The sequence below is a fragment of the Pseudomonas sp. LBUM1673 genome, assembly GCF_059695645.1.
The window spans coordinates 333,209-359,464 of record NZ_CP166780.1 but is presented as its reverse complement, the minus strand read 5'-3'; the positions used below and the strand labels follow the sequence as shown (position 1 = coordinate 359,464).

The 26,256-nt window shown below is 56.3% G+C and carries 31 protein-coding genes and 1 pseudogene; 4 read left to right on the top strand and 28 right to left on the bottom strand.

The window, feature by feature from the left end; genetic code table 11:
- Nucleotides 1–290 precede the first annotated feature (290 nt).
- The 13 genes from ACA044_RS01630 to pyk form a co-directional block, all read right to left on the bottom strand.
- Nucleotides 291–2,093 (bottom strand): DUF927 domain-containing protein, encoded by a 1,803-nt coding sequence (locus ACA044_RS01630; protein ID WP_497444884.1) that lies wholly within the window; start codon nt 2,091–2,093, stop codon nt 291–293.
- A complete protein-coding gene (locus ACA044_RS01625) occupies nt 2,080–2,961 on the bottom strand; it encodes a toprim domain-containing protein (RefSeq protein ID WP_497444883.1) in 882 nt (293 codons plus the stop codon). Before ACA044_RS01625 ends, ACA044_RS01630 begins: the two co-directional genes overlap by 14 nt.
- A complete protein-coding gene (locus ACA044_RS01620) occupies nt 2,958–3,185 on the bottom strand; it encodes a hypothetical protein (protein ID WP_497444882.1) in 228 nt (75 codons plus the stop codon). The genes ACA044_RS01625 and ACA044_RS01620 overlap by 4 nt, the downstream gene beginning before the upstream one ends.
- Nucleotides 3,178–3,465 carry a hypothetical protein gene (locus tag ACA044_RS01615; protein WP_497444881.1) on the bottom strand — a complete coding sequence of 96 codons (288 nt, stop codon included), beginning with the start codon at nt 3,463–3,465 and terminating at the stop codon, nt 3,178–3,180. The genes ACA044_RS01620 and ACA044_RS01615 overlap by 8 nt, the downstream gene beginning before the upstream one ends.
- 3 nt (nt 3,466–3,468) lie before the next feature.
- Entirely contained in the window at nt 3,469–3,801 is a 333-nt protein-coding gene (locus tag ACA044_RS01610) for a hypothetical protein (protein ID WP_497444880.1), read from the bottom strand.
- Nucleotides 3,798–4,043: a hypothetical protein gene (locus tag ACA044_RS01605; RefSeq protein ID WP_497444879.1), complete on the bottom strand. Its 246-nt coding sequence runs from the start codon at nt 4,041–4,043 to the stop codon at nt 3,798–3,800. Before ACA044_RS01605 ends, ACA044_RS01610 begins: the two co-directional genes overlap by 4 nt.
- On the bottom strand, nt 4,040–4,201 hold the full coding sequence (locus ACA044_RS01600) for a hypothetical protein (RefSeq protein ID WP_497444878.1): 162 nt from the start codon (nt 4,199–4,201) through the stop codon (nt 4,040–4,042). Before ACA044_RS01600 ends, ACA044_RS01605 begins: the two co-directional genes overlap by 4 nt.
- Before the next feature lie 320 nt (nt 4,202–4,521).
- Nucleotides 4,522–5,196 (bottom strand): KilA-N domain-containing protein, encoded by a 675-nt coding sequence (locus tag ACA044_RS01595; RefSeq protein ID WP_497444877.1) that lies wholly within the window; start codon nt 5,194–5,196, stop codon nt 4,522–4,524.
- A complete protein-coding gene (locus ACA044_RS01590) occupies nt 5,193–5,492 on the bottom strand; it encodes a helix-turn-helix domain-containing protein (protein WP_497444876.1) in 300 nt (99 codons plus the stop codon). Before ACA044_RS01590 ends, ACA044_RS01595 begins: the two co-directional genes overlap by 4 nt.
- Before the next feature lie 1,419 nt (nt 5,493–6,911).
- Nucleotides 6,912–8,339: a tyrosine-type recombinase/integrase gene (locus tag ACA044_RS01585; RefSeq protein WP_497444875.1), complete on the bottom strand. Its 1,428-nt coding sequence runs from the start codon at nt 8,337–8,339 to the stop codon at nt 6,912–6,914.
- Between the two features lie 507 nt (nt 8,340–8,846).
- A complete protein-coding gene (locus ACA044_RS01580; RefSeq protein ID WP_497444874.1) occupies nt 8,847–9,782 on the bottom strand; it encodes an AEC family transporter in 936 nt (311 codons plus the stop codon).
- A gap of 4 nt (nt 9,783–9,786) precedes the next feature.
- A complete protein-coding gene (locus tag ACA044_RS01575) occupies nt 9,787–10,521 on the bottom strand; it encodes a hypothetical protein (protein ID WP_497444873.1) in 735 nt (244 codons plus the stop codon).
- The gene (gene pyk, locus ACA044_RS01570; protein WP_497444872.1) at nt 10,522–11,955 is read right to left on the bottom strand and encodes a pyruvate kinase; all 1,434 of its coding nucleotides are present in this window, start codon (nt 11,953–11,955) and stop codon (nt 10,522–10,524) included. It abuts the gene before it with no gap.
- Between the two features lie 253 nt (nt 11,956–12,208).
- Between pyk and ACA044_RS01565 the strand changes: the two are divergent.
- Nucleotides 12,209–12,346, top strand: a pseudogene (locus ACA044_RS01565) (hypothetical protein); the annotation flags it as partial.
- A gap of 100 nt (nt 12,347–12,446) precedes the next feature.
- Here ACA044_RS01565 and ACA044_RS01560 read toward each other — a convergent pair.
- From ACA044_RS01560 to ACA044_RS01535, 6 genes are all read right to left on the bottom strand, one after another.
- Complete coding sequence (locus ACA044_RS01560) at nt 12,447–13,382, bottom strand: AraC family transcriptional regulator (RefSeq protein ID WP_497444871.1); 936 nt, start codon at nt 13,380–13,382, stop codon at nt 12,447–12,449.
- A 135-nt stretch (nt 13,383–13,517) separates the two neighbouring features.
- Nucleotides 13,518–14,114, bottom strand: coding sequence for a hypothetical protein (locus ACA044_RS01555; RefSeq protein ID WP_497444870.1), 597 nt, complete (start codon nt 14,112–14,114; stop codon nt 13,518–13,520).
- Nucleotides 14,115–14,377: 263 nt separating this feature from the next.
- Nucleotides 14,378–14,734, bottom strand: a complete 357-nt coding sequence (locus tag ACA044_RS01550) for a hypothetical protein (protein WP_497444869.1) — start codon at nt 14,732–14,734, stop codon at nt 14,378–14,380.
- Entirely contained in the window at nt 14,700–15,098 is a 399-nt protein-coding gene (locus ACA044_RS01545; protein ID WP_497444868.1) for a carboxymuconolactone decarboxylase family protein, read from the bottom strand. Before ACA044_RS01545 ends, ACA044_RS01550 begins: the two co-directional genes overlap by 35 nt.
- Nucleotides 15,099–15,377: 279 nt before the next feature.
- Nucleotides 15,378–16,088 carry an SDR family NAD(P)-dependent oxidoreductase gene (locus ACA044_RS01540; protein WP_497444867.1) on the bottom strand — a complete coding sequence of 237 codons (711 nt, stop codon included), beginning with the start codon at nt 16,086–16,088 and terminating at the stop codon, nt 15,378–15,380.
- 47 nt (nt 16,089–16,135) lie between these two features.
- Complete coding sequence (locus ACA044_RS01535; protein WP_497444866.1) at nt 16,136–16,354, bottom strand: tautomerase family protein; 219 nt, start codon at nt 16,352–16,354, stop codon at nt 16,136–16,138.
- A 380-nt stretch (nt 16,355–16,734) separates the two neighbouring features.
- Between ACA044_RS01535 and ACA044_RS01530 the strand changes: the two genes are divergently transcribed.
- Both ACA044_RS01530 and ACA044_RS01525 read left to right on the top strand, forming a co-directional pair.
- Complete coding sequence (locus ACA044_RS01530) at nt 16,735–17,892, top strand: AAA family ATPase (RefSeq protein WP_497444865.1); 1,158 nt, start codon at nt 16,735–16,737, stop codon at nt 17,890–17,892.
- A gap of 256 nt (nt 17,893–18,148) precedes the next feature.
- Entirely contained in the window at nt 18,149–18,430 is a 282-nt protein-coding gene (locus ACA044_RS01525) for a DUF3077 domain-containing protein (RefSeq protein ID WP_497444864.1), read from the top strand.
- A gap of 291 nt (nt 18,431–18,721) precedes the next feature.
- Here ACA044_RS01525 and ACA044_RS01520 read toward each other — a convergent pair whose 3' ends face one another.
- Nucleotides 18,722–19,399, bottom strand: a complete 678-nt coding sequence (locus tag ACA044_RS01520; RefSeq protein ID WP_497444863.1) for an RES family NAD+ phosphorylase — start codon at nt 19,397–19,399, stop codon at nt 18,722–18,724.
- Nucleotides 19,399–19,809 carry an MbcA/ParS/Xre antitoxin family protein gene (locus tag ACA044_RS01515; RefSeq protein WP_497444862.1) on the bottom strand — a complete coding sequence of 137 codons (411 nt, stop codon included), beginning with the start codon at nt 19,807–19,809 and terminating at the stop codon, nt 19,399–19,401. The genes ACA044_RS01520 and ACA044_RS01515 overlap by 1 nt, the downstream gene beginning before the upstream one ends.
- A 634-nt stretch (nt 19,810–20,443) precedes the next feature.
- Between ACA044_RS01515 and ACA044_RS01510 the strand changes: the two genes are divergently transcribed.
- The gene (locus ACA044_RS01510; protein WP_497444861.1) at nt 20,444–21,370 is read left to right on the top strand and encodes a LysR family transcriptional regulator; all 927 of its coding nucleotides are present in this window, start codon (nt 20,444–20,446) and stop codon (nt 21,368–21,370) included.
- Here the strand turns inward: ACA044_RS01510 and ACA044_RS01505 are convergent.
- The 7 genes from ACA044_RS01505 to aguA all read right to left on the bottom strand — a co-directional run bounded on the left by ACA044_RS01505 (nt 21,287) and on the right by aguA (nt 26,255).
- Nucleotides 21,287–21,604, bottom strand: coding sequence for an AzlD domain-containing protein (locus ACA044_RS01505; RefSeq protein WP_038978526.1), 318 nt, complete (start codon nt 21,602–21,604; stop codon nt 21,287–21,289). The genes ACA044_RS01510 and ACA044_RS01505 overlap by 84 nt on opposite strands.
- Nucleotides 21,583–22,299: an AzlC family ABC transporter permease gene (locus ACA044_RS01500; RefSeq protein ID WP_205886905.1), complete on the bottom strand. Its 717-nt coding sequence runs from the start codon at nt 22,297–22,299 to the stop codon at nt 21,583–21,585. The genes ACA044_RS01505 and ACA044_RS01500 overlap by 22 nt, the downstream gene beginning before the upstream one ends.
- A complete protein-coding gene (locus tag ACA044_RS01495) occupies nt 22,296–22,709 on the bottom strand; it encodes a GNAT family N-acetyltransferase (protein WP_497447147.1) in 414 nt (137 codons plus the stop codon). Before ACA044_RS01495 ends, ACA044_RS01500 begins: the two co-directional genes overlap by 4 nt.
- A 46-nt stretch (nt 22,710–22,755) precedes the next feature.
- Nucleotides 22,756–23,502, bottom strand: a complete 747-nt coding sequence (locus ACA044_RS01490) for a 2OG-Fe dioxygenase family protein (protein WP_497444860.1) — start codon at nt 23,500–23,502, stop codon at nt 22,756–22,758.
- 207 nt (nt 23,503–23,709) lie between these two features.
- Entirely contained in the window at nt 23,710–24,381 is a 672-nt protein-coding gene (locus ACA044_RS01485) for a DsbA family protein (protein WP_497444859.1), read from the bottom strand.
- Nucleotides 24,382–24,690: 309 nt separating this feature from the next.
- The gene (locus tag ACA044_RS01480; protein ID WP_497444858.1) at nt 24,691–24,903 is read right to left on the bottom strand and encodes a hypothetical protein; all 213 of its coding nucleotides are present in this window, start codon (nt 24,901–24,903) and stop codon (nt 24,691–24,693) included.
- A 245-nt stretch (nt 24,904–25,148) separates the two neighbouring features.
- A complete protein-coding gene (gene aguA / locus ACA044_RS01475) occupies nt 25,149–26,255 on the bottom strand; it encodes an agmatine deiminase (RefSeq protein WP_497444857.1) in 1,107 nt (368 codons plus the stop codon).
- Nucleotide 26,256 lies beyond the last annotated feature (1 nt).

The window sequence follows — 26,256 nt, the reverse complement described above, 5'->3', positions numbered from 1 at the left end:
GGGGGAACGGGGGAACAGTGGGAACAGCCAATGTTTCTGGGGCTTTCAGAGGGGGTTTCTGTTCCCCACGTTTTTTTGTGGGGAACGGTGATAACCAAATGCTCGTAAACGCGGACACGCTTATATTCAAAAACATGTTTGTGTTCCCCCTGTTCCCCATACCTTCAATAAGGGGGAACGGCTACAGGCCACGGTTTTACCGGCTGTTCCCCCGTTCCCCCTGTTCCCCACGTTTATAGGTTCCTGTGAACACGGGCATTCGTACTTGGTGGCATTGGTGGCATTGGTGGTCATGCGCTGCCCCCTTCGCTGTCCATGGCTTCGGGATCGATGACGTACAGGCGCGCTGAACCGCCGGCGGGGATGCGGTACTTTTTGGTTTTACGGCTATCTCGGTCGGTGTCGCGTTTGGCCAGGGCTCCACCCACCTCAAGCGCCTTGACCACACGGGTAAGGCCGAACCCGTGAGCGGCCTCAATGAGCGCCGACTTGTTAAACAGGTAGAGCCGCTTGCCGGCCACCAGCTCCCAATAGCCGGCGCGGTTGAACACCTTGGCGTCCACCTCTGAGGCATCCACGTCGGAGAACCGGCTGCTGCCGTGTTTGTCGATAAAGTCGATGATGCCGGCCAGGATCTGGCGGTCTTCTGCGTTACCGCCGCCCACACGGGAGAGCCATTCGCCATAGAGCAAACGACAGTCGGCGAGGGCGGTACCCGGCTCCCAAGGCAGCAGGCCGTAGGCGATGGCCATCTCGCCCGCGAGCGCGATGACGGCGAACCGGTCGGCTACGCGCCCGGCCTGGGCGTTGTCCTCGACGAACTGGGCGCGGATGCCGTCAAAGTCACTGAGCAGGCCGGGCTTATCGTCGGCGGCGACAAGGCACTCCACGAACGCTGGCCCCAGGTGGCCATGGTGGGCGCCGACCGCCACGGTGAGCTGCCGGTGGAAGTCCGCTCCCTCAAGCCCGTGCAACTCATCGAAGGCCCGGTGTGTGCGGGTGCCGGCGTTCACGTCGACCATGCGCAGCTCGGCGCCAGCGTGGGCGGCATTGCCGGAAATGGCGGCGTGTTCGGAGAGCGAGCGCTCGCCGCTGGAGAGCGTCAGCAGGCGCCAGCTCAATTTGGCGCGGCCTTCACGCTCGCGGGTCATGGTGCCTTTGCCTTGGCCGTTGGCGAGGGAGTAGGCCATTTCCTGTACCCGTTTGGGGTCGGCGCGCTTGATCTCGTCCAGTGGAAGGATGGTGTCATTACGGCTCGACGCTTCGATCTCAAGCCCGCCCTTGGTCATGTCCCAACTGGCAGCGAACACGCCCGGGTCGCCCCACACCGACGACCCGATCAGTTGCGCCAGCGACTTGCCGCTCGAGCTGTCGCCCACCAAGTGAACACCGCCACCCAGCACGCCAACCAAACTCAGCAATGGGCCGGCCAGCGAGCAGCCGATCGCCAGTGTTAGTACCGGATTGCCCGCGCACTTGGCTGCCACCTCCGACTGCCACAGCGCCAGCTCACCGCGCCGACTGAAAAGCACCTGAGCCTTGTTGCTGGCCTGGTACCGCACATTGGCGCTGCCGATCGTCCGCCCAGGCAGCACGAACGCGCCCGACTCATGCCAACCTGGCCGGCTGGTGGTGGCAAACACTTCTGCAGGATGCTGGTCGAGCAGGTACTCCATGAAGGTGCCGCGTTTCTTGAGCGCGATAATGACGCCCATGCCGAATAGGGCGCGCCGGGCATCCTCTCCGCTGCCGCCGAACACCTCCATAGCGATGATCCATTCCTTGATGCCGCCTTCAGTGACCAGACGCAGCAACCGCCCCTCGCTGCCATCATCGCTGTTGGTGGTACGGGCCACGACCGTGACGGGGCTGGAGATCCACTCATCAGTGATAGGCCGATCACCGGTATCGCCCTCGGCGTCATCCTGGTCAGCGGCGGCGCGCTTGAAGCTGTGCCAGTAGACACCCGGGCGCAGTTTGCGGCCTTTCTCATTGGTCACCCAGTGCTCGTACACCGACCAGCAGGGACGATCAGGCGCAATGGTCGCGGCATCTGGCCGAAGGTTGATCACGTTAGTGTCAGGCTTGGACATTGGCGAGCTTCCAGTTGGCGAGGTCGTTGAAGTCGGTGAGGTGATTGGGTGCGCCTTCTGGCCATTCAGGAAAAGCCACCTGCCCGCCTACTGCCGCCGCCGCGGCGTTCGCCGCTATGCGTCCCGGGTTGCCGTCGGTGAGCCGGTCGTCGTCGCCGGCGATAACAATGGGTTGGCCTGGGTAGCGGGAGCGAAGGCCCATCGCCGCCGGGATCAGGTTGCCTGCGTTCATGGCGGCAGCAACGACGTAGCCGCCGTGCTGGTGGAGGCTGGCGGCCGTCGCCCACCCCTCGCAGATGCAAAGCACAGAACCGGGCTCAATGATGCCCAGCGGCGAATAGGTGCCTTTCACGCGGCCACCGGGCAAGAAGCGCTTGGCGCCGTCGGGAGCAATTCGTTGTAGGTTGACCAAGCGCCCTTCCAGGTACAGCGGGATCAGCAGATCAGCGCCGCGCTGGCGCAAGCCGTGGGAGCGAACTCCTTTGGCTGCGAGGTATGGGTGGTCTGGCGCGGCGCGGCGCGCATTGCGCCACCAGTGGTTGGCCTTCTCGGCGGCCTGCTGCTGGCGCCGGTGTTGCTCGGCCTCGCGTTGGCGCCGGGCCTGATCAACTCGCTCCCGGATCTGCGCGGCTTCGCGGGCGTCAACCGGCTCACGACTACACCAGGTGCTGGCGCCGCCGGATTTCCAACTGCCGAACGCGCCAGAGGCGATACCGTCCAGGTACAGCACATACCAGCCGTTGAGGGTGTCGGACTTGTCATCCGGGACGCGGAACCGGTGAATGGTGCTGTCGGGAACGGGCAGCCAGTCGAGCGGGCCATATACGGCTTGGAGCGCATCGCGGAATAGAATCGCGGCGTCAGTCATGCGGCCCCCTTCGGCGGGGTGAACCGCTTGGCCAAGCTCTCCAGTTTCTGGGTCAGGCGCTCCAGTTCATCGCAGTGACGGCCTTGGTCGCCCTCTGCGATGCGCAGCTCCAGGAAACCAATCAGGGTTTCCACCAGCAGCACATAGCTGGCGCTGTCGATGTGTGCGCCCGTGGTGGGCGGCACGCCGCTACCCTTGCGCTTGAGCGGAGTTACGTTACCCACGGCGTACCTCCCGGCGATCAGCGCCAGCAAAGGCCCGGCAGACCTGGCCGTTGTTCACGCCGTGCCAGTGGGTAATGTCGTCGATTGAATCAACCAGGCAGGCCGTCACTTGGGCGCCAGTACTACGCATAACTACGCGTCCACACTCGGCGTCGGCCTCGGTCAAGAACGGCCCCAGCAACGCCTTGGGCACCTTCGGGTGAGTGACAAACCAAAGCTCGGTGGCTTTTTTTGGACAAGCCGATCCCGTTGACGCTGGCGCGCCATTTTGAATTTTCATGGTTTAAATCTCTTTGGAGTCGGTCGGTTCGAACCGTGTTGCGCCGCCGCGAATAACACGAAGCCCAATTACCGCCGCCCGGGCCACGCGATCAATGAAGCCAATTTCAAGACAGGTGTAGCGGCCACCCATCCCGATAAGTGCGAACTGGATGGCGTAGAACGCTTCGGTTTCATCGTGGGCCGCCAAGTCGCGCACTTCACCTTCGAAGAAGTCGACACCCTTCTTCCAGTCAGCCGCTACACCGGGATTGTTCCGCGGCCAGTTGATCAATCGCCCTTCGGAATCACGCTTTGTGAAGCTCAGATCGTCCCGTGTTTGAATGGCGGTGCTCATTTGGCCACCTCCGCAGAATCCAAAGTTTTCTGCATTTTCTCGACCTCACAATCGACGTAGTTCGCCCAGTCGTAACCCAGGAAGCCACCGAGGTTTGCCAACTCCTCGACGTCGTTTGATTTGCCGTGCTTCAAATCCTTGATGATGGAGTTGAACAGCACCCGCATGTGATTGATCCGTTCGTGGGTAGCACGAAGAAGGTCGAGAGCATCGTCGGCGATGTTGGCGCTGGTCTGGGTCATTGCGCACCGCCTTGAGCTTCCAGAGTGCGGACGATGGTCATGTGGGCGTTGTAGCGGGCGAGTCGATCGGAGAGGGACGAGTTTGCGCGGAGAGCGCTCAGCGCCATGCGGCGGTGAGCAAAGGCGCGAATTGCGGACGGAATTAGGGCGTGTTTCATGGGTGGAGCTCCGTTTACTTCATTGGAGCCACTCCAGTCTGCCGCCAAGCAGATAAGGGTGGCGAGTTGCACAGGATTGGCGGACCGGGGTAAACGGAACCCGGCGCACCCGAGGGTGCTCCTGCGCAACCCGCCATAACACGAGAATGCGGGCACAAAAAAAGCGCCTGCAATCGTAATGGGGGCGCTGTTGCGCCGTTTACTGAGCGACCCGCCAAGGTCGGTCGCTGAATTTGCAGCGACAGGCAAACCATACCGACGGGCGCGACTGCTGGCAAGAAAACTTATCGACTGTTTGTCTCTGATCATAAGCATAGCTGTCATGCGGCATCACTCCGAAGGTGCTTGGCCGTCAGGCTTTGGACGTAGCGCAGTAGAGATGCTTTGCGGGCTGCGAAGTCTTTCCCCTGGCCGATCAGCAACACGTCGCGGATCTCGATCAGGGTTACCAGCACCAGCTCATGCGCGCTGAGTTGATCGCGATTGCGGCCGGCGAATTGTCCGGTGATTGCCTGGTTGATCAGCTTGGCTTCATTGATGAAGTGGTGGCGTTGGGGAGTCTTGCCGCTCTCCTCGTGGGCGATCGCCAGCGCTTCACACAGGCCGCGATAGCCGACGGCCGATTGCTGGCGGGCATGCTGCCAATTGGCTTGGTCGCCGCGTACCAAGGCATCGATCTGCTCGTCGCACCAGATTTCAAAATCCACAGAGAGCCAACGAGCGAACTTCACCGCGAGTTTCGGGTGAAGCCAAGTTCCACTGTTGGCGGTGTTGCCCCGGCGAGTTGTCACGAGGGTAATGCGGGATTTCCCCGTATTACTCTCAGCCATCCTGCTGGCCAGCTTCTCGATGTACTCCTCGGTGGAGCTGAGGCGCAGCCATTCATTAGGAACCTTGCCGAAGCGTGTGGCTGCTACGGTTGCGTTGATCCAGCCGTCGGTATTGAAAGAGACGGCCTGACCCTGGTAGTCGAAGGGAATGATACGAGCGCTCATGCTGCCACCTTCTTGCCGGGTTCAGCGATCAGGGTGTAGACGGCAACACCACGGTGGATGCGGCCCCACTCGTCCGTCATCGTGATGCGGTTGGTAATGATCTTGTAGCCGGCATTGCGCAAGTCGCAGATACGGGCGCCAGGACGGCAGATGTTCAGCTCGCGCATGATGGTGAACGTGTCGGATTGCCCAAGGCGCAGGTGTGGAACAAGCCGTGCGTTCTGAGCGTTGGCGCTGGTGTTACTGTTGCCTTGCGAAAGGCTGCGTTTCTCTTCGAGGATCGTGGACTTTTTCATTTCAGGCCGCCTCGTGATTTGAGCCGACGCCGACACGGTTCATTTCGAGACACAGGCAAGCGGGAATCATGAGTACCGGAGAGATTAAGGGTACAAGAAGAGATAGAGCCGATTTTTTTAGGGCGGCCGTTCCCGTTCCCGCATCTAGGCAGGACTGATTAGTCATCATGGGTTAAGCCTCCTGGCTGAGCAGGAAGGATTCCACAGACTCGGGCTCCCAACGGACGGAGCGGCCGAAGCGAATAGGAACTGGAAAGCCGGGAGTCTTGGACCAGCGCCACCAAGTAGCGCGGCTGACTTGGTACTTCGCGCAGAGCTGGGCGGCGGTAGCGCGGGCGCCAGGTATGGGCAGGTTGGGTGTATCGGTGCTGCGAGCGACATTTGATGTCATTGGTGATTTCTCCAAAAGCGGAAAAACCGAGGGGGTGGGCCTGCAAGTCATCGGAAACAGTATCACTGGTTAAGAAACCAGTAGCGCATTATTCCCTCCGGTACTACAGTCCGCCCGAGCTTTACCTTTTACGGTAAACCGTAAACAGGTAGAGCCATTGAAGCCGTGTCAAACGCTTCTCCCCTCGGGGTTGTGTGCTGGCCTAGCTGGTATGCAGAGGACGCTCCAACGTCCTTTCCCGAATCAGCCCCTGGTCTTCGACCACCAGGGGCTTTTCTTTGTCTGCAATTCCAATTCCAGCAATCCTGTCAGTAAACACCAGCCAATCAACTATCAAGGTGTCTCATACATCGACAGAACGCTGTAGGCGTGCTCGCATGGTAGCGGCGCTTTTAAAAAAAAGAACCTGTTTTTTTTGAATCTCCTTTGCATACTTTGCATAACTTCCTATCCCCGGACATTTTCTGGTCGAAACTTACTGTACCACTGCGTCCCACCAGCACTCATGAGAACCCATGAGCACTCATGAGAAGGCAAGCAGCACCCTGCATACCGTTCGTCGGAACAGGGCGTAATGCCCTAATTACGGGGTTCACAGGGGGGGCTGACGAGGCCCTCAGTAGCCCCTACCACGAATCGTCTGCCCTTCGTAGCTGAGAATTTTTATACATAGATTCGCTAACGTTAAGCCATGTCGCGACACGTTTTGCGAATTACGAAAACGTGTCGCGGAATTGATTAATGTGACGTGGGGGCGTGACGAATGGACTTCCACTTAAAGTGTAAATCCATCCACTTAAAGTGTTGTTAAACACCGTTAAGCGCTGTTATTCACAGTTATTCACAGTTATTCTGTTTATTCGCTCTTATTCGCTGTTATTCCCACTTATTCGTAGTTTCAGAGTGTTTTCAGCAGGGTTTGTGGAACGGAATATCGCTACAAGCCGCGTACTATGGGGATTCAGCAGAGGACTGCTGGTGGTGCCCTATGTGCTTCAGCGAACGACAGGCTGGGATATCTGGGGCATTCAGGACATTGAGTCGGGGATTATCTTTTTCCGACGCGAGATGGGAAGTACGTTTCCGGCGCCCTTGGTTTCCCCCAGCACCTTAGCCAGCGCTCGGTCGAATAGCTCGATAGCTCGACGTTTCTCAGGTAACGCCGCTTCGGGATTGTTTCGGTAGTGCCGAGAAACGACACCTGTCTGGCCATGAGCCTGAAGGAGATCTGACAAACGATCATCAATACCGTGCTTCTGCATAAGCTGTGTGCAGGTCCGGCGCAGGTCTCTCGGGGAGAACGTCGGGATCTTCGCGCCAGCGATTAACACGTGCTTGGAATCCAGCCAGTCTGCAACGGCATGGGTCGGACTACTGATCACAAAGGGCTGTTTACCGTGTGTAGTCCAGGGCCATGGATGATCACCATTGATTTCCCGCACTTGCCGCATTATGGCAATGGCTCGATCGGAGAGCGGTACCAGGTGCGGCCGGCTCATGGTCTGACCACCTCGCCCCTTGCGGTGAATCAATAGCACCGTGCCCGCGCCTAGATCGTAGTCCGCCCAAGTGGTTTCGATCAGGTTCTTGATCCGCTGACCGCCAGTTGATATGACAAACTTGAATAGCAGCGCCATTACCGGACCAATACCGTCCGTACTCTGAACCGTCTCCCAGAATTGCTTAAGTTCAGCATCAGACAGGGCTCGTTCGACAGGGGCCGAGACTTTATCGACCTTCACCATTGCTGCAGGGTTGATCTCAAGGCTATAGGTCTTCGCATTGGAGCGGCCAACCATACTCTCAGCCGTGAGCCCATGGTTGAATGCCGCCACCAGAAACGAACGCATACGATCCGCCTGCACTTTGGAGCCGCGCTCCCAGATCGGATTGAGAATGGTGAGGATGTGGTCAGCCCTAATATCCCGGGCCTTCATCCGCATTACCTCTGGGTGAGGCTCTTGCATGTTCGTCTTGAGCAGCCGTTCCAACTCCTTCACGACGCCTGGCGTCGCCTTCACGCGGCGCGACTCAATGTAATCCAGGAACAAATCGTGAAAGCTTCCGCGGGACGCTTCAATTTCGGCGAGGCGGAAACGCTCTAGCCGTTCCGCTTCTTCCAATGCAGCTGTGGCTGCACGACTAGCCGCGGCCGCTACTTGTTGTACCGAGATGTGCTCCAGGTACTTGGCAATACCGCCAGCGGCAGCGGCCTCAACTGAAATGCGCATAGCCTCACCGCGGATACCATCCAAGCTCTGCTCGTCTGTACCCACACGCGGCTTCTTCGCAAGCGTCCCGAGAGGCAGCCGCTTGTCGCTGTCCGATGTGCGTTCCCGGTAGTAGGCCTGAATCGCTCCGGAAGCTTTACGTTCGAGCAGCAAAGTCCCCTTTCCGCGAGAGCCGACCGGCTCCGACTGACGAGTCTTTACCGCATAGGCTTCCATCTCGGTCATTCGCGTACGCTTAGCCATTCTTTCCCCGTTTTCCCCATCCGTTCCCCGTTTCTCATGCAAAGGTACGCTAACAGGTGAAACATAGAAAGACACCGAATTGGCTACAGACCACGTAAACCCTAGACCAAGCAAAACAGGTGATACTCGATGAAGCGGGGCGAAGCCTCAGAGCAAACGGCTTGTAATCAGTAGCTCCCGGGTTCGACTCCTGGTGCCGGCACCATACAAGGTTCCAGAGAAGGCTTTCAAAATCTCTGGAACCCCCGAAAAACCCGCCTTCTGGCGGGTTTTTTCGTTTTGGCGTTCCGGTAAGCTTGCTATCGCTACTGCGCAAATCGCTTATCCAGAACCCATGGACCTGGCAAAGGAAAACATCTGGACTGATTTTTGATTCACCACATCAGGACGCACTCAAAATCGACGCGCTATTACTACCTGCTGACCATAAGCCTGATTACTCTGCGCCTACAACTACGACGCTAACGCCAAATAGGGACGAGCAACCGGTCAGCCCGTGTACGTGAGTAACTGCGTAAGCATCAGCACCAGAGGAATAGTGACGGCAGCAAATAATGTCTGGACGGTGATAATGCCGGCGGCCAATTGGTGGTCCCCTCCCAGCAGCTTTGCCATGATGTAAGCGGACGGGGTGCAAGGCAATGCATTGAATAGCACCACCGTCGCCAGCACTGCACCAGAAATGCCGAGGGATGCACCTATGAACAAGGTGGCCACTGGCACCAGCAGTAACTTCACGAAAGAGGACTGCATCACCGGCCCGTGTCCGGCCCTGGCCGCTCGAATGTTCAGACCCGCGCCGACGGCGAGCAAGCCCAGAGGCAAGGAAGCGCCACCCAATATCTTCAAGATGCTGTCAATCGCGACCGGCAAAGATAATCCGCTGCTGTTGAATGACAACCCTGCCAGCACAGACAAAATGACCGGGTTTTTGACCAGAGCTTTGATAATTTGAGGCCAGCCGGGCTTGCTGCCCTCCCCATAGTGCATCAGGACTACGATTGAGCCCACGTTCAGCAGGGGAATGGCCACGGCAATACTGATAGAAGTCACCGTCAGCCCGGTATGCCCATAGGTGGCAGCCGCAGCTGCAACGCCGATATAGGTGTTAGGGCGCAACGCGCCCTGCATGACCGAAGAGAAAATCGGTCCGGATTGCTTTAACCATATCCGCCATAGCCAAAGCGCCATCCCACCAATAAACACCGCACCAAGAATCGATAACGCAATGGGCTTGACCGGAAACTGACTCAAGTCCGCCTTGCCGACCAGAGAGAACATCAAGGCGGGGAAGAGGTAGTAGTAATTAAGCTTTTCACAAGGCAGCCAAAAACTGGCATCAATGAGATTTCTGACTCGCAGGACAACACCCATAGCGATCAGGAATATTATTGGCACCAGGGACAGCAAGGTAATTACCATCATTTAGTTACAGATATCCTTTGGTCAAAACAATTACTCCGTACACAGCAATAAAGAAGGTGACAAGCCTTTCATAAGTGAAAGCACTAGTTCTTTTGAACATCAAGTTACCCACAACAAGATAGACAAATAGAGCGAGTGGCGCCGCGACAAAGCCGTACAGACTCAACGCATCAAATTTAAGAGCTGCCAGCGTAGCTAGTTGTATTAGCCCAAATGCCAGGTAATAACGCGATATCGCCGTACGAATTTCAAGCTTACCTTCTTGAGTGGAAGAGGCATAAAGGGCAAGCAGCGCTCCTCCCATATTGGTAAGCCCATGTACCGCGCCCATGACTACAACAAATAAGCGTTCATTTTTGCTCAGTAGTTGTTTCACCCTCGCCCTGAACGCTGGACTGAGGCGAACCAGTGCGGAAAACAGCAATACTCCGCCGACCAGAATATCAATATTTATTTTCAACTGGAGTTTCAGTATGAGCGCCAAAAAGCCAAGCACAAAAAGCGTACATATGACTATGTTCTGTTTTTCTCGCCTCTGGAATGCGATGGAGCCTGATGTGATGACTTGTGTTAATGAAATCAACACCGAAGACGGCAGCAATAAAGCCAACACCGTCGAAAACTCAAACCCCAGCAATAATAATGTAGGTGTCCCAAAAACCAGGATGCCCATGCCGAATATAGACTGGATGACAGCGAAAATAGCCACTATCAAAAAATAGAGGTATTGATCTTCCATTTACGCAACCTCGATAGCCGCCGAACGTTTGCGCTCGCTCACATTGCCCAGCCACGACTGTATGTTCAGCGTTCGCAGCAAGTTCCCACTCAGATGTGTGTAATCAGATTGTGTACTGAGAATGAGCGTGTAGTCATCTTCACGTACCAACTGACGCTCAAGCAGTGTTCGTATCAACTTGGCGTCTTGGGCACTACTGGATAATTCCGTCAGATTCAGTGCGATACCGGTGACGCCGGGAAACAAATTCCAGCTGCGCGTTACAGCAGGATCGTGCCCTACCGCAATAACCGGAATACCGCTGCCTGACATGGATGCGATTCTCACGCCATACCCTGAGCGTGACAGCACTATGATTTTGGTCACGGGAAGCGCTTGGGTAAGCGCCTGTATGGCGCTGCGAATATCATTTTGCTTATCTGGAAACGCGGTTTCCCGGTGATTCGAGATATACCCTTCCGCCAGTTGCGATATCCCGGATATCCTGGAAACAGCCTCCACTGGATAACGACCCACGGCTGTTTCGCCAGAAAGCATTACCGCAGCGGCCCCATCGAATACGGCATTTGTAATATCACTGACTTCCGCTTTGGTCGGTAATGGGTTCTCGATCATGCTGTGCAGCATTTCGGTTGCGACTATCGTGGGCTTGCCAGCAAGAGTGGCTGATTTCAATATTTGTTTCTGATAAATAGCTACCCGATCAATGGATGTTTCAACTGCCAAGTCCCCACGGTCAATCATGATGACATCGGCTGCAGAAACCACTTCTTCCAAATGCGCAATTCCGCCGGCGTTTTCAACCTTGGCGACTATTTTAGGGGTGTGTCCGTCAATAAGGGAGCGAATGGCCTCGATATGCGCTTTGCTTTCCACAAAACTGATGCCGATGTAATCAACACCTTGTGTTTTGGCAAAGGCAATCATGTCCCGATCTTTTGCTGTCACCAGTGATTGGCCGAGGTCGATCCCTGGAACATTTATACCTTTACGACTTTTGAGCTGGCCATCCATGTCTGCACGGACTGATATGTCGCGTCCCGTAACGCTGGTCACTTCAAAGGACAGTGTGCCGTCGTCTGCAAATAACTTGTCCCCTGCCTTCAATCGCTCATGCAATTTATCGTACCCCACCGGTACTTTTTCTTTCCCAGTGTGAGTGATATCGGTCGTCAGAATAATAGTCTGGCCCGCCAGGAACACCGGTTCGTGCTCTAACTGCAAGGTTCTTATTTTGCGTCCAGGTATATCGAGCAAGATCGGTGTGTCGGGGAGAGTGTCACGTATCAGTGCGATGGTTTCTTCGTGCCAGGCAAGATTGCTGTGGGAGCCATTAAGCCGTGCTACCGACATCCCAGCCTTGCTCAGAGATAGTAAAATTTCGGGATTACGGGACGCCGGACCTATTGTCGCTATCACTCGTGTTCTTTTCATTTAAATAACCCTGTCCATGTTGGTTTCGGCGATTTATGTCATTTTTATGACATGAACGGAAATACATTTAATCGCACTAAATGGATCCAAAAGGAATAAGCCGGGAGACTGACGAAACGGGAGCGCATAAAAGTCGCCCTCCTGGATTCGTCGGCTTCAAGGTTGACGAGGTCATGCGCCAAGAACATCGAGCAGATGAAAAGCTATTTGTTGGACTGCCCTGGCCCGGCCAAGGTGGTGCGGTTGGAAGAAAAAAATCGCCAAGCTGAAGACTCAAATGAAAGAGCTTCAAGCGATTGAAATCCAGCTCAACGAGTCGCCGGATAAGCAGGTTTCGCTAACCGATCCGGACGCCCGTTCGATGATGACTCGCGGAACTGGAATCGTCGGCTAAGCAGTTGCTCAGCTTTATTCATATGCCTAACGTAAGGTTGAGGGGCGCGCCGCTTTTGGGGCGCCCCTCTCAAACGCCATGTCAGGTGCTGAACCTTTCAAAGCGGAACGACAGGAATGCATATCTCGCACTCGAATGTCCCTGCCTCGCAGGCCGCACCTTTCGGGAAATACTCAAAACATGGCCGGGCATCAAGTTGCAAACCACTGGAAGGCAACCAGTCCCGAAGTAGCGCCGCCCACGCCTCACCCACCTGCGCGACTGTGCCATTGAATTTGAGTACCGCATATTTGCCACCTGGAATGGTTGTCTTGAGCGCACCACCCGTTGCCATGAAATCAGGCGACACTTCGGCACAAGCGTCATATCTGCATTGCTCGGGTGCGGTGATGCTCGGGTCGTCATGGCTGATGCCGTAGCGCGCGTGGTCCGCGCCAAGCTTGTTCATGACAGCCCATGGCACATAGGTATCCTGCCAGAACCGCGCGATCGGCTCGCCGTAGGGGCCGAGGTGGCGAAGATAGGCAACCGTTGCGGGCTCGCGGTCAATAAGTGTGACTTTCATGATGTTCTCCTTGTTGAGATTTCGGGAGACCTCATGCTGTGCGAAAGGCACCTGTAATGCCTGACCGTGCTTGCTATTCACCTGACCAGAATTGCTATTTGCAAGGCGTTGTGATGATTGATGTCTGCGCCATTGCGTTGGCGAACAACCAAACCGACTTTTGAAAGCGCGTGTAAATGCTTCGGCAGAACCAAAACCCACCGACAAGGCAATATTCAGAATCCTCGTGCGCGGTTGGGCCGCAAGCCGCTTGGCCGCAATCTCGACACGCCGACGCCGCAGATAGTCACCAAACGTTTCACCCATCCATGCGCAGAAGAGTCGGTGGAAGTGGAACGGGGAGAAGTGTGCGACTTCGGCCAGCGTGTTGAGGCTTAGCGGTTGTTCCAGATGCTGATCGATATATTCGAGCACCCGATGCATTCGGCCTTCGTATTCTGATCTGCTATCGCGCGAAACCGAAGCCATGTAGTACCTGATGTTTGAGTTAACCGGCCCGCGGAGGCAGGACGCCTTGGCCGGGTTGGCGAAAATGTACCGCGTACCGCCGACCGGGCCAAGGTGGCCTGCCGTAGCGGGCCCGGTTGAACGAGGGGTCAGGCGTCACTCGGCCGATCGATTCGGCATGAGAGCAGCCTGGAGAGCGGACTTCATGTCACTTGGCAGTGTCCGGACACCCTTGATGACGAAGGTGCCGCCGTTTTGCCAGTGAGTCTTGAGGTCAGCGAGTGACTGGGCGTTGTGAGCGTCAAGCGCTCGAATCTCCAATACCGCTTCGGTGCTTCCCTCGACAATGACGGGTATCCCAATGAGCAACTTTGGACCGAGTTCGCGAACCGTGATTAGAAGCACTCTGTCAACGCCTGACGTCGAAGTTGATGCCAGTTTCACGAGCTCTTCGTCTGATAGCTGATCGGTCGCGCCTTGCCTGTTCAGTCTGCGGATCTCGACCTTTTCGACGCACGTGGTGGAGGCGAAGAATTCTTCAAGCCCACGCGCTGCGGCAATTTCGCGTAATTTCGGTTCCTTCTGGTCGGGACGCCACTTTGGCTGCCAAAAACTGACGACTGAGATTCGATCCCCTCCGGGCTGGCACAGAGGAGCCTTCATAGACGCGCCTGTGGTTTCTATCTTGGTAGTGGCGCAGCCGGCCAAGGCACTGAAGAGGGCTATGGTCGCCAAGGTGGTGATGGTGCGCATACGGGATCCTTGTAACGCCCAACGATTAAGCCAAGGGGCGGGCTTTAGCCCGTCCCAGTGAGCGAAGCGAATGACCTGAACTTATTGTTAGACGCTGAGGCAAGTCGAACATTGAATGAACAGGCGACACTGACTGTAGTTCAAGCCGAACCGAAATGGCGGCAACGAACGTGCGGACATTTCAGCACATGAACGGAAGATCAGAAGACGTCGTGATTTAGCTCAGATCAAATCACTACGATTACTTTGGTCCTATCCACTTCTCAGAGACCATTGTTCCCAGAGGCCGCTCCCGCCTGAAGCCCTTTGTCGAGAAAGGGGGCGGTTTCCACTTCCAGCATCAGCAACACCATTTCCGTCAACTCGGCGTCGGACTTTTGTCCCGCATAGAGGTCATGGAGTGCTTTGGCGAAAGGAATGCGCAGGTCTTGGTTTTCTTCGCGGGCAGTATCGCTGTATTGCATGAGTTCGCCGATGGCTCGCAGCACAGCCGCTTGCCACCGAGCGGTGGTCCTGGGACCATCGCCGGTGATTGCAATCAACTTATCCTTCGTCAGCTGGCGAAGGGCAGGTTCGCGCAACGGCTTAAGCGGCTTTGGGTTGCGAGTGATCTTTGACATACCGGACGATACTCAGCGTCTCCTGCCGGAACTGCTCGTAGTCGATCTGCTGGGCGTTAATAAAGGTGCTGCCCATCATGGTCACCGCGCCCATAAAACTGGCTTCGGAAATTTCTTCGTCGCTCGCGCCAAACAAGCGCGCAGCTTCGGTATGGAACAGGGCGCAATACTTACAACGGGTCGCCCCGGACACCGCCAGACCTATCAACTCCTTGTACTTATTAGGAATCTTGGTATCCGCCAGCCAAAAGTCCCGGGCCACACCCCAGAATCCGATCGCTCCGCCTTCCGGCATCTGCTTGATCCACTCCGGTACTTGACCCAGGGTCTGTTCAATTTCCCGATAGGTATCATGAATAGCCATTTGACACCTCCTTGCCTCTCTAGAGACATCTGCTACCGAGATACAACTAGTTTAGTTCGCTGGCGGCCATGCCAGAGCCGGCAGCAGGACGACTCCAGCAATGAATTCTTAAACATCGTAGAAACAATAGGATGGGTTTAGATTTTTTTGGCGCATCACTAAGTACCTGGAGTTATCACCCTTGGCGGGTTGGCTCGCCGATGCGTGCCGCCCCATACAAAGCAAAGCCCTCGCATTGCTGCGAGGGCGTTGTTTTGTATGGGGTTGGAGGCACAGGTCTCAGTGACCCGCACTCTGCCCACCATCAACGTGCAGGATTTCTCCGGTGACAAAGTTGGCGCTGTCCAGATAAACAACAGCTTGAGCAATATCACTAACCTCGCCCATATGCCCAACCGGGTGCAAATTCCCCAGCGCTTCATGAGCTTCCTCACCATGCATCGGAGTTTTGATGATGCCGGGGCTGACCGCATTCACCCGAATCCCACGCTTGGCATACTCAATGGCCAGGGACTTGGTCGCAGCGTTCAAGCCACCCTTGGTCAACGACGCCAGTACCGACGGCACACCGTCAATGGCGTGGTCCACCAGGCTGGTGGTGATGTTGACGACGTGGCCGCTGCCCTGCTTTTCCATTTCGGTGATCGCGAGTTGGGTGATGTAGAAAAAACCATTCAGGTTCACTGACAGCACCGCGGCGTAGTCTTCGTGGGTGTAGGCGGTGAACGGCTTGGCGACGAAGATCCCGGCGTTATTGACCAGGGTATCGATACGGCCAAAACGTGCGATTGCTTCATGGATGACTTGCCGGGCGACCGCCGGGTCGCCGATGTCGCCCGCCACGGTGAGAACGTCCGGGTCGGCGGACGGTTTGATCGAACGCGAGGTGGCGACAACCTTGTAATCGAGATCACGAAAAGCCTTGACCATCCCTGCGCCGAGACCTTGGGAGGCGCCAGTAATAACGATGACTTTTTTCGAATTGCTCATAATGAACCTCTCAAGATATTGAGGATTTTAAAAATCGATCAATGAAGCTACTGCGCCTCTGCCTCAGCCAGTTGCTTTCGGTACTGGGTGGTGGTTATCCCGGCATAGCCCCAGTTATCGGTGTCGACTTCTTCGATCACGATGTGGGTCAGGTCTGGGCGTTTATTGAGGACGCGTTCCAGGGTTTCAGTGATTTCAGCGATCACCTGAGCTTTTTGCTCTGAGGTAACGCCATCGCGGGTGATGCGTACGCTGACGAAAGGCATGATGAGTCTCCAGTGACCTGCCCTTCGGGATGAATGGGTAGGTGGGTGGAGCTCAATGTAGGGGGTTGGTTTGGGGGGATAAAGGTGGGGGCGGGAACATCATTAGTTACGTGACGTAATGAGTTCAGAGTGGATGTTGTGCTTATTCCAACGATGTTCTTACACGGACGTGTCGCTATTTTTAAGTTTTTGCGACACGTCTTGATGACATGTCGTTGGCGACGACATGTCAGTGAACCTCCCCTCTCGCTTAGAAAGCTCAGAAAGCTCAGAAAGCTCAGAAAAATGCTGATCTGAGCGCTCTTACGTCAGGTTCCAACCTTTATGCTAAATTATGGCTGGCCAATAATTATGGCGTATCCATAAAAAGAGGTAATTGCATGAGCAGCATTTTTCAGCGCCCTGAACTGGCTGAACAGATGGCAAATCAGCTTCTCAATCCGGGTGTTCTTGATGAGGGTCTGCGCTCAGGTCTGTTTTTGTCCGGCCTGCGCAGGACCGGTAAAACGACATTCCTGAGAAACGACCTCATCCCTGCCCTGGAAGAAGCGGGTGCTCTGGTCATTTACGTCGACTTATGGAGCGACACACTGGCCAATCCTGCCACACTCGTACATGACGCTATCCGTCAACGCCTGGAAGAACTCCAAACGCCCGGCTCCAGCCTGCTCGAAATGCTCAAACGCGTTAGCGGTGCAGATATCGGCGCAGCCGGATTCAAGTTTGGCTTCAAGCTCGACAGCATTGGCAATGCCGATGGGCCAACGTTGGCACAGGCGCTGACTGAGGTGGTCGATCAAGCGAAAACAGATTTGGTGCTGATCATCGACGAAGTGCAGCACGCCATTTCCTCCGACGACGGCAATCAGTTGCTCCTCGCACTCAAAGCAGCTCGTGACGCGATCAATCCACGCCCGAATACACCGGGCTACTTTCTATTCATCGGAACGGGATCGCACCGGGCACAAGTCAGTGAACTGACTGCAAAGCGGAACCAAGCGTTTTCCGGCGCAACGTCGGCGGCGTATCCGGTGCTGAAAGGGGATTACGTTGAGTATCTGCTCAACCGCCTTGCAATGACGGTAAATAAGGAAAAGTTGCCGTCTCTTGAGGTTGCCATTGAAGCGTTCAACACCTTGGGGAATCGGCCTGAGGAAATGCTCAAGGCGCTACGACAGTTGATGCAGCAAGAAGGTGATCCCGATCTTTTCCTGCCGGTTATTGCCAGCACATTACGTTCAGCGGCGGCCGGTATTGAGCTTGAAAAGGTTGAGCAGCTGGGAAGCTTGGCCCAAGCTATTTTCAACAAAATTGCGTCTGCGGAAGGCGATGCACGAGGTATTTTTTCAACCGACGCTGCCGCTGAGTATTCGAAGACTGTGGGGCGCGAGGTGCGTGTTGAAGAGATTCAGCCGGTGGTGATTGCGTTGGTAGCTGAGAACATCATCATGCGGCGCGGGCATGGGATTTATGCGATTACGGATCAGTTTGTCCAAGAAATATGGCTTGAAGAACGAGCGTTGATTGATGCTAGTTAGGAATTTGGCTGGGGGGATGACGAGGACCCGAGCTGATTATCACCAGTCACCGCCTTCGGTCGCATGCTGTGGGTCGTAGAACTTGGTGTCATGAGGAACAATCGTCTGTCCCCACTCCGTACAAAGTATACGGGCTCAGCCCTGCTCTCTAGCCAAAGTTAGTTCATACACAGCTTGGCTCAATTTTTCCGCCACTATTTGCGCTTCTGCTCCACCGGTCATAACTCACCACCACCCAAAAAACGGAGGTGGCCCTATGACCAACCCCCAAGACCTTAAAACCATCGGCCTCACCCACTTCTCCTTCCACGCTAACGAACCGCTGTTCCGCATCAACGCCGGTGTCCCGGTGATCGAAGCCCTCTCCCACGCCTCCGATCTGCTCCACGTCGCCAAACTGCTCGCATCAGACGCCGCCATGGTTCGCGACACCGACCGGCATGCCTGGGCGTCGCATTATTTGCAGGATATGAGCAAGGCAATCATCGATGACGTGGTGAAAGTGCTCGACGCACCGGGTAACAATCGCAACCAGTAACGTCGTCACGTAAACCTGAGCCGCATGAAAGAAAAAAGCCCCCGAATTAATCGCAACGCTGTTCACTTAAGCGCGTCTTGATTCAGAGAAATCTGTGGCGAGGGAGCTTGCTCCCGCTTGAGTGCGTAGCACTCACAAAAGATCGGAATGAATGTCAGATTTTTGGGGCCGCTACGCAGCCCAGCGCGAGCAAGCTCGCTCGCTCGCCACAAAGTTAGGCTTGACTGATGAGCGCGCTTAGGTGAATAGCATTGCGAATCAATCGGGGACTTTTTTGCGTTTCGTTGGGCTTCACATCTCGCTGACTTCAAACACAAACGAAATCTTCCTGCTGCTCGCACTCCATACATACCGAATATGCTTCCCTTGCTTCGGAATAGAAACGGCTGGCGGCCGAAACGCAGCAACACATTCATGACCCGGCAAACGAACGCTGTTGTAGAGCAATCCCCAGGACAATGTTTCGCGCAATTGGCGGGCGAAAGCCTGGGCCGGACCGTAGGCGTTGGGATCCGGGTCGTGCAGGTGCGGGTAGTTGCCACGGATGTCGTGCAAGGGTTTGACGACCCGGTTGACGTAGGTGCGCATGGTCAACTCGAGGTCGGGCTCGTTGGTCGCGGCGAGGAAGCGTTCCTGGTGATAGCTCGTTTCAGCGATGGCGGCGGCCTGGCTGCTGGCGGCGTAGTAGACACCGAAGGTGCCGTCGGTGAAGCGGCTGGTTTTGCCGACGTGGGTGAACGCGGCCATGACGGGTGTGGAGCCGGGGCCGCAGACGCGGTCTTCAGGGCGCACGCGGGCGAGCATGCCGGCTTCTTCTATTAGCCGATCGTTGGTCAGGGCTTCCAAGGCGTAGGCAGTGGGCAGGTCTTCAGGGTCGAGCACATCTTCGAACAACGAGATCGGCGGGAAGCAGCTGTTGACGATCCGATAGGCCCGCGGCCACTGCGGGTCGGCCCGTTCCGGCGCCATCAACCGCGCACTCCGTCGAGGTAGCGGCGCACGTCAGCGATGTCGACCACGCGGCCGGCCAGCATGTAGGACAACGCCGACTGGCCATTGAACGGCGCGGCGGTGTTGGGGCTGCTGACCCATGTGTAGGCGCGCTCGCGACTGTTGCTGAAGATGATGCTCAGCGCTTTGTGGATGCCCATCAAATAGGAGATGCGCTCCAGGGTGTCGTGGGGCAGGCGTATGTTGGGCGGCAGATGTTTGTACTTGTAGAAGGTGGTGTTGCCGACTTTGCCCAGAAGGGTACGTTGTTGCTCGGCGGTGCAGCCCCAGCGTTCCATGAGGTTGAAGAAAAACTTCAGCGCGACTCGACCGGCTTCGGGGGTCTCGAGTTGTTGCTGTGGGCTTAAGGCAGTGGATGAGGCAGGCATGGGGATGGCCTCCTTGGATGAGCGATGTCTTGATTTCAGACTAGTACAGATGCGAACAAACATGAAACATTAATTCGCAAACGTATAGTTCTACTTCCTTCTCGGTAAGGAACTTCACGCAGCTTTTTCGCAGCCCCAAAAGACGCCGACACACGGTCAAACACACCCGTTGACACCCGCATCACAGGGGCAGAGAATTTAATTGAGAGCGCGAAACCGACTGCCTTCAGGTGGCGATAGTCGACGTTAGGAACCCCGTTGATGGCCTGAAAATCAGCGCTGGGCTAAGACCTCTCCTCCCCTGCTTGAGGGAGCACAATATCAAGCACCTTTTCATGAAAGCAGCCTGATCAGGCTGCTTTTTTTTGCCTTGGAAAAAGGTTTCATTGATAAACCAACACCCAAAAAACGCCCAAGTGGGCCCCATCCGAGCCATTTTTTGACCCCGATCATCTACACCCTGCCCAAAACCTCGACTCTGTGTAAGCCTCCAACCATCGGACGCGAAATCATTTCGCTACTAAACTCGGGACAAGCATGCTCAGGTGCAGGATTATAGCCAGCACGCGACCAACGCCCACCGGGCGGCAAGGTACACAACAATAGCCAGCCCACTTCAGAGGGCATTACCCAAATGGATAGCAGAACCTTACGCAACCTCATGCGCATTGTGCAGACCGGCTCGTTGTCGGCGGCGGCAGAGCACTCCTGTTTGACGGTGCAGGCGTTGGCCGCACAGTTGAACAAGGTCGAAGAGCAGTTCGGTTTTCGGTTGTTTCGTCGCTCCAACAAGGGGTTGACGCTGACGACGCAGGGCACGGAGCTCACGCCCTACATGGACAAGGTGTTGGTTGCCACGCGACAACTGGAAGAGAAAGTCGCCACGCTCAAGGTCCCCGGGCAGCGCACGCTCAAGGTGGCGCTTAACACCACGCTCTCGGCCGACTTCAACCGGCGAATGATCGGACGCCTCATTGAGGTTTTTCCTGATTATCAACTGGAATTCAGCTACGCCGAGTCGATGGAAAACCTCAGCAAGTTGAAGAATGAGGACTTCGACCTGGCCGTGCTGATCGGGCCGCAGCAGCCGGGATTACCCAGCATTGCCCTGCCCGATGTGCAGGTGCAGGTGGTCGGTGCTCATTGCGGTCAGGAAAACGATCCGCTGATGCTGCTCGGCAATAAGTTTCAGGTTCGTCCTGCCGACGATTGTCCGTATTCCCACAGTTTCTTGCGCTTTCTCGACGCCGGTCTTGGCAACTACGAGTCAGGCAAGCGGATGATCTATTCCTGCAGCGAAACCCTGACCCTGTCGTTGATCACGCAAATGGACGGTCTCGGCATGGTTTCCCGTGAGGCGGCCCTGCGTAACGGCTTGACCATTTTCCCGGGTTTCGAGGATTCCCTCGAAGTGCGGCTGGCGGTCAATAACCCCGAGTTGTCGGGCCAGGCCCTGAACGACGTGGTTGCTCTGTCGCTACATGAACGATCCGAGCGCGATGTACGCAGCCGTTCCCACCGCCACGCTGAGAAAGAGGTTTTTGCTGAAATACGCACATAACAACGTCGGAATGGCTGCATAAAATTCCGGGCGATCGAGCTGCACCTGCTGATCCTTGATCAACAGCGGCGTAAGGCTGATTGCAGCGACGATCGCCACCGGCAGGTATTCCAGCGCCCGGGCGACCAGGGGTGGCCAATGGTCAGTGCTCACCTGCAGCGGCAACGCGCGCGGCAGGAAAGTCACGGCCATCATCAGCACGACGACCAGGATCAGGAACGTTTGGTCAGGCATACACCCACCCCGCAGCCCACAAATGTGGCGATGAACACGTTGAAGGGTGAGCTGCCGATCAGACTCAGAACACCCATGCAGGCGACCGCGGCCAGGGCGGCGATCAGTTTGTTGCGGGTGTTGCACAGCGATACCAGCACGTAGAGCATCATCGCGGTCAACGCATAGTCGAGCTGGTACTTGATCAAGTGCGCCGCGTACTGCGCGCAAATCGCCCCCAGCAAACCGCCGAGCACCCACGACGTGTGGCAATACAGATTGAAGCCGATCAAGTAACGCACATTGACCGGCGAGCCCTTGCCCAGTTTGACGCTGTGGAAGGCGAACGATTCATCGGTCAGCCCGCCGGCATAACACCAGCGCTCGAGACGACTGAGCCCCATCGCCTGCAAGGCCTTGGCCATGTAGACCGACATCAGCATGTGCCGCGCGTTGATCAGAAACGTGGTGAGGATGATGGTGGTCAGTGACGCGCCGCTGGAGATCAGCGCCAAGGCGGCGAACTGCGAGGCACCGGCGTAGACGAACAGGCACATCGCGACCGGCAGCCATACGGGCAACCCGGCATTGACGGCCATCAAACCGAACACAAACGACACTGTGAAGTAACCCGCAACAACCGGGCTGGCTTCAGCGAACGTGCGCGAGGGCTGGGGCTCGACCATCAGCGGCTGGCTGCTGGACGTCTCATTCATAGGTCCCTCTCAAAGGTAGTTTCGCCGCGCGGCTCACAAAAGCCCTGGGCACTCCAAAAACGCTTGCCGGCAAGGTTAGCATCGTCGACGAACAGGAACATCCGCAGCACCCCCACCCGTTTCATGTCCGCCGAGGCCGCTTCCACCAGGCGCTGGCCGACGCCCCGGCTGCGATACACCGGGCTCACCGCCAGGTGATTGATGGTGCCACGGCTGCCGAGCATTCCGCCCAACACCGCGCCGACCACTTCGCCACGGACATCGAGTGCGAGGAACGCGATGGTGGTCTTCTGGACCAACACTGCGCGCAAGCATTTGGCGTCCTGCCACTCACAGAACGACACTTCCTCGAATTGCCGAAAGAAGCGCTCCAGGCGTTGGGCATCCTTGGCCATCGCGCGCTGCAGCATCACCGGTGCAGGGCACTCGGCGATGTGCATCATGGGGTCTAGCTGTTCAGCGAACAATGTCGAAAGCGGTCCCGGGCCGCGAGAAGGAAATGGCCAGAATCTGCCGATAGGCCATTTCGTGAGCATGGGTGTTACGTGCCGGTGTCACGTAGTGACGCATGTCGCGATCGAGGAAGTAGGTGGTGTCGAGGATTTCCTGATAGGTCGTCGCCGCCAACTGTTCCTCCTGGGCCGAATACAAACGGCTCTCTGCCCCGTCAACGTTGTTACGACCCCAGAAATGCACACCGCTGAACGGATAACCGTCGCAGTGAATCCCTTCAGGCGTGATTTCCAGTTGTTTGCCCGGTTTGATCTCGATGCGGATCTGATGGATCTGGCATTGCCAGACTTCGTCGTGCAACTCCGGCGGCAATACGTTTTTGTACACCTCGAAATCCGCATCGATAAGGCTGCGCATCACCGGCGAATTAATGACTTCATTGGAGAAGTCCTGGAAGTGCCGCTCCAGTCCGCCGACGTAGCTGTTGTTGGCCTTCGATTGCACGTAGGCGCGGTGCTCCAACTGCTTCAAGTCACGGGTGACCGGGTTGTATTCGAAATCGCTGTAACGACGAAAACGCATGCCCGCATCGGCCTGGCCGTAATAACTGTCCGGCTCCATGCTTTCCCAACTTCTGGTCAATCTGACGAAGTCGGAAAAATGACCGAAGAGATTGAAGTCAGCGCCCTGGACGTTGACATATTTGTCGCGCCGTAGCGATTCACCAACTTCTCTGTTCAAAACGATCATTACTAGGTCTCCGCTACATTTAGCGGCCTAATCTAGTAGGTGCAGGATTTGCGGCCCATGAGAAAGAATTTCAGGCATCTCAAGCGTTACTTGAAACGCGGTATGAAGTTGCTTTAATTCGACTTTTTACGATCGAAAACAGCCATTTTCGGTCTTTTTCTACGGTCATGAGGCGAAAAAACCCAAACCAGGCGCAATACCCTTCATTTAAGAGGCACAGCCGTCGAGGCCACACGCTTGAAACGCGGATGAAGACTCTTTTGCCGCAAGCGACTGACTCAACCACTGGGTGAAGGCTTGCGGCTTACCGAGCCAGGGGCCGATATCGACCAGGGTGAACTGGCCATCCTGTTCCAGCGCGAAGGTCGGGAAGCCCTGACCGCCGACGTTGCCCAAGAATGCGCGACTGTCCTTGATATGACGATCGGAGTCGGCTTCATTAAATGCCTGTTGGAAAACCTCAGGTTCAAGGCCTGTCTGTGTGGCAAGCTCCAGCAGAACGGCTTCGTCAGCGATGCGTCGCCCCTCCATGTAATGAGCCGTCTGCAAACGCCCCAGCAATGCTAGCCCGCGTCCAGCGATGTGCTCAGCTGCCAGCACGGCGGCAATCGGCGGCGCGGAATCGAACACCGCCGTCTCATCGCGCAGCAGACCTTCAAAATACGCCTCGCCAAACGGCTGGCCGGTGTACTCGGCGATGCGTCGGTCGTGAGGCATCACGTAGTTACGCAGTTGGGGCGAGACGGTCTGGCGATTGGCACCGGTCATCATGCCGCCACCGTGGGCGATTACCGGCAACACGGCTTGGGCGGCCTGCACCAATGGTTTGGCGCCGTAGCACCAGCCACACAACGGGTCGTAAATGTAGTGAAGGATCATGGGAAAGCTCCGGCAACAAAGTAGGAAAACTCAATGGCGGCAGATTAATCCCCAGATAGTTTCGGAAAAACGCCGGAATGGCTTTCAGTGTGTTTCACGAATCGGTCGAATAGCTCGTTCACACCGATCACCTGTGGGAGCGGGCTTGCTCGCGAAGAGGCCATCCTGTTCAACATCTTCGTTGACCCTCATACCGCTTTCGCGAGCAAGCCCACTCCCACATTTGATCTGCAGTCGCTATAAAAAACCTTCGCCCATAAAAAAGCGCCGCCTTCCCGGCAGCGCTTTTTCAATCCGTTGTTTTTGTTCTTATCCTTCCATCACATCCCACAATGCTTCCAGTTCCGCCTCGCTGAATAAACCAGCGGGGTAGCGCTCGATCATCATCCGGCGCGGATCAGGTTCCCTGATCTGACGCGTTCCATTGGACTTCAACCACCGCGCCAGGACCTGGAGCGATTCACTGTTAACTGCCAGGGGATGCAGTGCCCGCTCGCTCACGACGTTCATTTCGGCGTTCATCTCAGCGCTCTCTCCTGGTTTGTGAGCGGCTAACTTATCCAAGGTTTATGACAGAACATCGAAGTTCTCTCCCTCCCCGTGTTGCCCCATCGAAGATACAAGAGCTGTGCCAATGTTTTCGAAGTGTCGATAAGTGGATACAAAAAAACCCGCAGTCCAGATGGGCTGCGGGCTTTCTGTGAAACGACGGGGCAAAATCGTTGCTCAATCGATTCTTCAACCCACTCAAGCTGTTACGACCTCACTCACTCCTTGTGCGGCGCGGGCTGTTGTTGAGTAAGGCAGTGGATATTACCGCCCCCCAGTAACAGTTCCCGGCCCGGCACCATGACCACTTCGTGCTGCGGGAACAAAGCCTGCAAAATCTCTTTGGCCGGACCGTCCAGTGGGTCGTCAAAGCTCGGAGCGATGATGCCGCCGTTGACGATCAGGAAGTTCACATAAGAACCGGCCAGACGAACGGTCGGATTGCGCTCCTGAGTGCCGTCCACCGGATCCACACCGGCGCACTCTTCTTCGGTCGCATACAGCGGCCCCGGAATCGGCATTTTGTGCACCGTGAACGGGCGACCCTTGGCATCGGTGCTGTTTTGCAGCACGTTCATTGCCGCCTGGCAGCGCGGGTAGTTCGGGTTCTGCGGATCGTCGGTCCAAGCCAGCAATACTTCGCCCGGACGCACATAGCAGCAGAAGTTATCCACATGGCCGTCGGTTTCGTCGTTGAACAAACCGTCCGGCAGCCAGATGATTTTATCCACAGCCAGATTTGCGCTGAGCACCGCTTCGATTTGCGCACGGTTCATGTGCGGGTTGCGATTGCGGTTGAGCAGGCATTCTTCAGTGGTGATCAGGGTGCCTTCGCCATCGACATGAATCGAGCCGCCTTCGAGCACGAAACCCTCGGTGCGGTAGCGCGGGCTGCGCTCGATTTCGAGGATCTTGCCAGCCACCTGCGAATCACGGTTCCACGGCGAATACAGACCACCGTCGAAACCGCCCCACGAGTTGAAGTCCCAATTCACACCACGGACTTCGCCGCTGTTATTGATGACGAACGTCGGGCCGGTGTCGCGAACCCAAGCGTCGTCGCTGGACATCTCCACCACACGAATATTCGGCACGTCTAGACGGGCGCGAGCGTTTTCGTACTGGCCGGCGGAAACTGCCACGGTCACCGGTTCGAATCGGGCGATGGCTTTGGCCACCGCCACGTGTGCGGCTTGCGCCGGTTTGCCACCCAGGCGCCAGTTGTCCGGGCGCTCGGGCCAGATCATCCAGGTCTGGGTTTGTGGCGCCCACTCGGCCGGCATGTAAAAGCCGTCGGCGCGAGGGGTGCTGTTCAAAGTGGTCATA

Bases quoted from the DNA above. Each gene is read 5' to 3' on its own strand.
- ACA044_RS01630 (WP_497444884.1), bottom strand. From the start codon at position 2,093: ATGTCCAAGCCTGACACTAACGTGATCAACCTTCGGCCAGATGCCGCG.
- ACA044_RS01625 (WP_497444883.1), bottom strand. From the start codon at position 2,961: ATGACTGACGCCGCGATTCTATTCCGCGATGCGCTCCAAGCCGTATAT.
- ACA044_RS01615 (WP_497444881.1), bottom strand. From the start codon at position 3,465: ATGAAAATTCAAAATGGCGCGCCAGCGTCAACGGGATCGGCTTGTCCA.
- ACA044_RS01610 (WP_497444880.1), bottom strand. From the start codon at position 3,801: ATGAGCACCGCCATTCAAACACGGGACGATCTGAGCTTCACAAAGCGT.
- ACA044_RS01605 (WP_497444879.1), bottom strand. From the start codon at position 4,043: ATGACCCAGACCAGCGCCAACATCGCCGACGATGCTCTCGACCTTCTT.
- ACA044_RS01600 (WP_497444878.1), bottom strand. From the start codon at position 4,201: ATGAAACACGCCCTAATTCCGTCCGCAATTCGCGCCTTTGCTCACCGC.
- ACA044_RS01595 (WP_497444877.1), bottom strand. From the start codon at position 5,196: ATGAGCGCTCGTATCATTCCCTTCGACTACCAGGGTCAGGCCGTCTCT.
- ACA044_RS01590 (WP_497444876.1), bottom strand. From the start codon at position 5,492: ATGAAAAAGTCCACGATCCTCGAAGAGAAACGCAGCCTTTCGCAAGGC.
- ACA044_RS01585 (WP_497444875.1), bottom strand. From the start codon at position 8,339: ATGACCGAGATGGAAGCCTATGCGGTAAAGACTCGTCAGTCGGAGCCG.
- ACA044_RS01580 (WP_497444874.1), bottom strand. From the start codon at position 9,782: ATGATGGTAATTACCTTGCTGTCCCTGGTGCCAATAATATTCCTGATC.
- ACA044_RS01575 (WP_497444873.1), bottom strand. From the start codon at position 10,521: ATGGAAGATCAATACCTCTATTTTTTGATAGTGGCTATTTTCGCTGTC.
- pyk (WP_497444872.1), bottom strand. From the start codon at position 11,955: ATGAAAAGAACACGAGTGATAGCGACAATAGGTCCGGCGTCCCGTAAT.
- ACA044_RS01560 (WP_497444871.1), bottom strand. From the start codon at position 13,382: ATGGCTTCGGTTTCGCGCGATAGCAGATCAGAATACGAAGGCCGAATG.
- ACA044_RS01555 (WP_497444870.1), bottom strand. From the start codon at position 14,114: ATGCGCACCATCACCACCTTGGCGACCATAGCCCTCTTCAGTGCCTTG.
- ACA044_RS01550 (WP_497444869.1), bottom strand. From the start codon at position 14,734: ATGTCAAAGATCACTCGCAACCCAAAGCCGCTTAAGCCGTTGCGCGAA.
- ACA044_RS01545 (WP_497444868.1), bottom strand. From the start codon at position 15,098: ATGGCTATTCATGATACCTATCGGGAAATTGAACAGACCCTGGGTCAA.
- ACA044_RS01540 (WP_497444867.1), bottom strand. From the start codon at position 16,088: ATGAGCAATTCGAAAAAAGTCATCGTTATTACTGGCGCCTCCCAAGGT.
- ACA044_RS01535 (WP_497444866.1), bottom strand. From the start codon at position 16,354: ATGCCTTTCGTCAGCGTACGCATCACCCGCGATGGCGTTACCTCAGAG.
- ACA044_RS01530 (WP_497444865.1), top strand. From the start codon at position 16,735: ATGAGCAGCATTTTTCAGCGCCCTGAACTGGCTGAACAGATGGCAAAT.
- ACA044_RS01525 (WP_497444864.1), top strand. From the start codon at position 18,149: ATGACCAACCCCCAAGACCTTAAAACCATCGGCCTCACCCACTTCTCC.
- ACA044_RS01520 (WP_497444863.1), bottom strand. From the start codon at position 19,399: ATGGCGCCGGAACGGGCCGACCCGCAGTGGCCGCGGGCCTATCGGATC.
- ACA044_RS01515 (WP_497444862.1), bottom strand. From the start codon at position 19,809: ATGCCTGCCTCATCCACTGCCTTAAGCCCACAGCAACAACTCGAGACC.
- ACA044_RS01510 (WP_497444861.1), top strand. From the start codon at position 20,444: ATGGATAGCAGAACCTTACGCAACCTCATGCGCATTGTGCAGACCGGC.
- ACA044_RS01505 (WP_038978526.1), bottom strand. From the start codon at position 21,604: ATGCCTGACCAAACGTTCCTGATCCTGGTCGTCGTGCTGATGATGGCC.
- ACA044_RS01500 (WP_205886905.1), bottom strand. From the start codon at position 22,299: ATGAATGAGACGTCCAGCAGCCAGCCGCTGATGGTCGAGCCCCAGCCC.
- ACA044_RS01495 (WP_497447147.1), bottom strand. From the start codon at position 22,709: ATGCTGCAGCGCGCGATGGCCAAGGATGCCCAACGCCTGGAGCGCTTC.
- ACA044_RS01490 (WP_497444860.1), bottom strand. From the start codon at position 23,502: ATGATCGTTTTGAACAGAGAAGTTGGTGAATCGCTACGGCGCGACAAA.
- ACA044_RS01485 (WP_497444859.1), bottom strand. From the start codon at position 24,381: ATGATCCTTCACTACATTTACGACCCGTTGTGTGGCTGGTGCTACGGC.
- ACA044_RS01480 (WP_497444858.1), bottom strand. From the start codon at position 24,903: ATGAACGCCGAAATGAACGTCGTGAGCGAGCGGGCACTGCATCCCCTG.
- aguA (WP_497444857.1), bottom strand. From the start codon at position 26,255: ATGACCACTTTGAACAGCACCCCTCGCGCCGACGGCTTTTACATGCCG.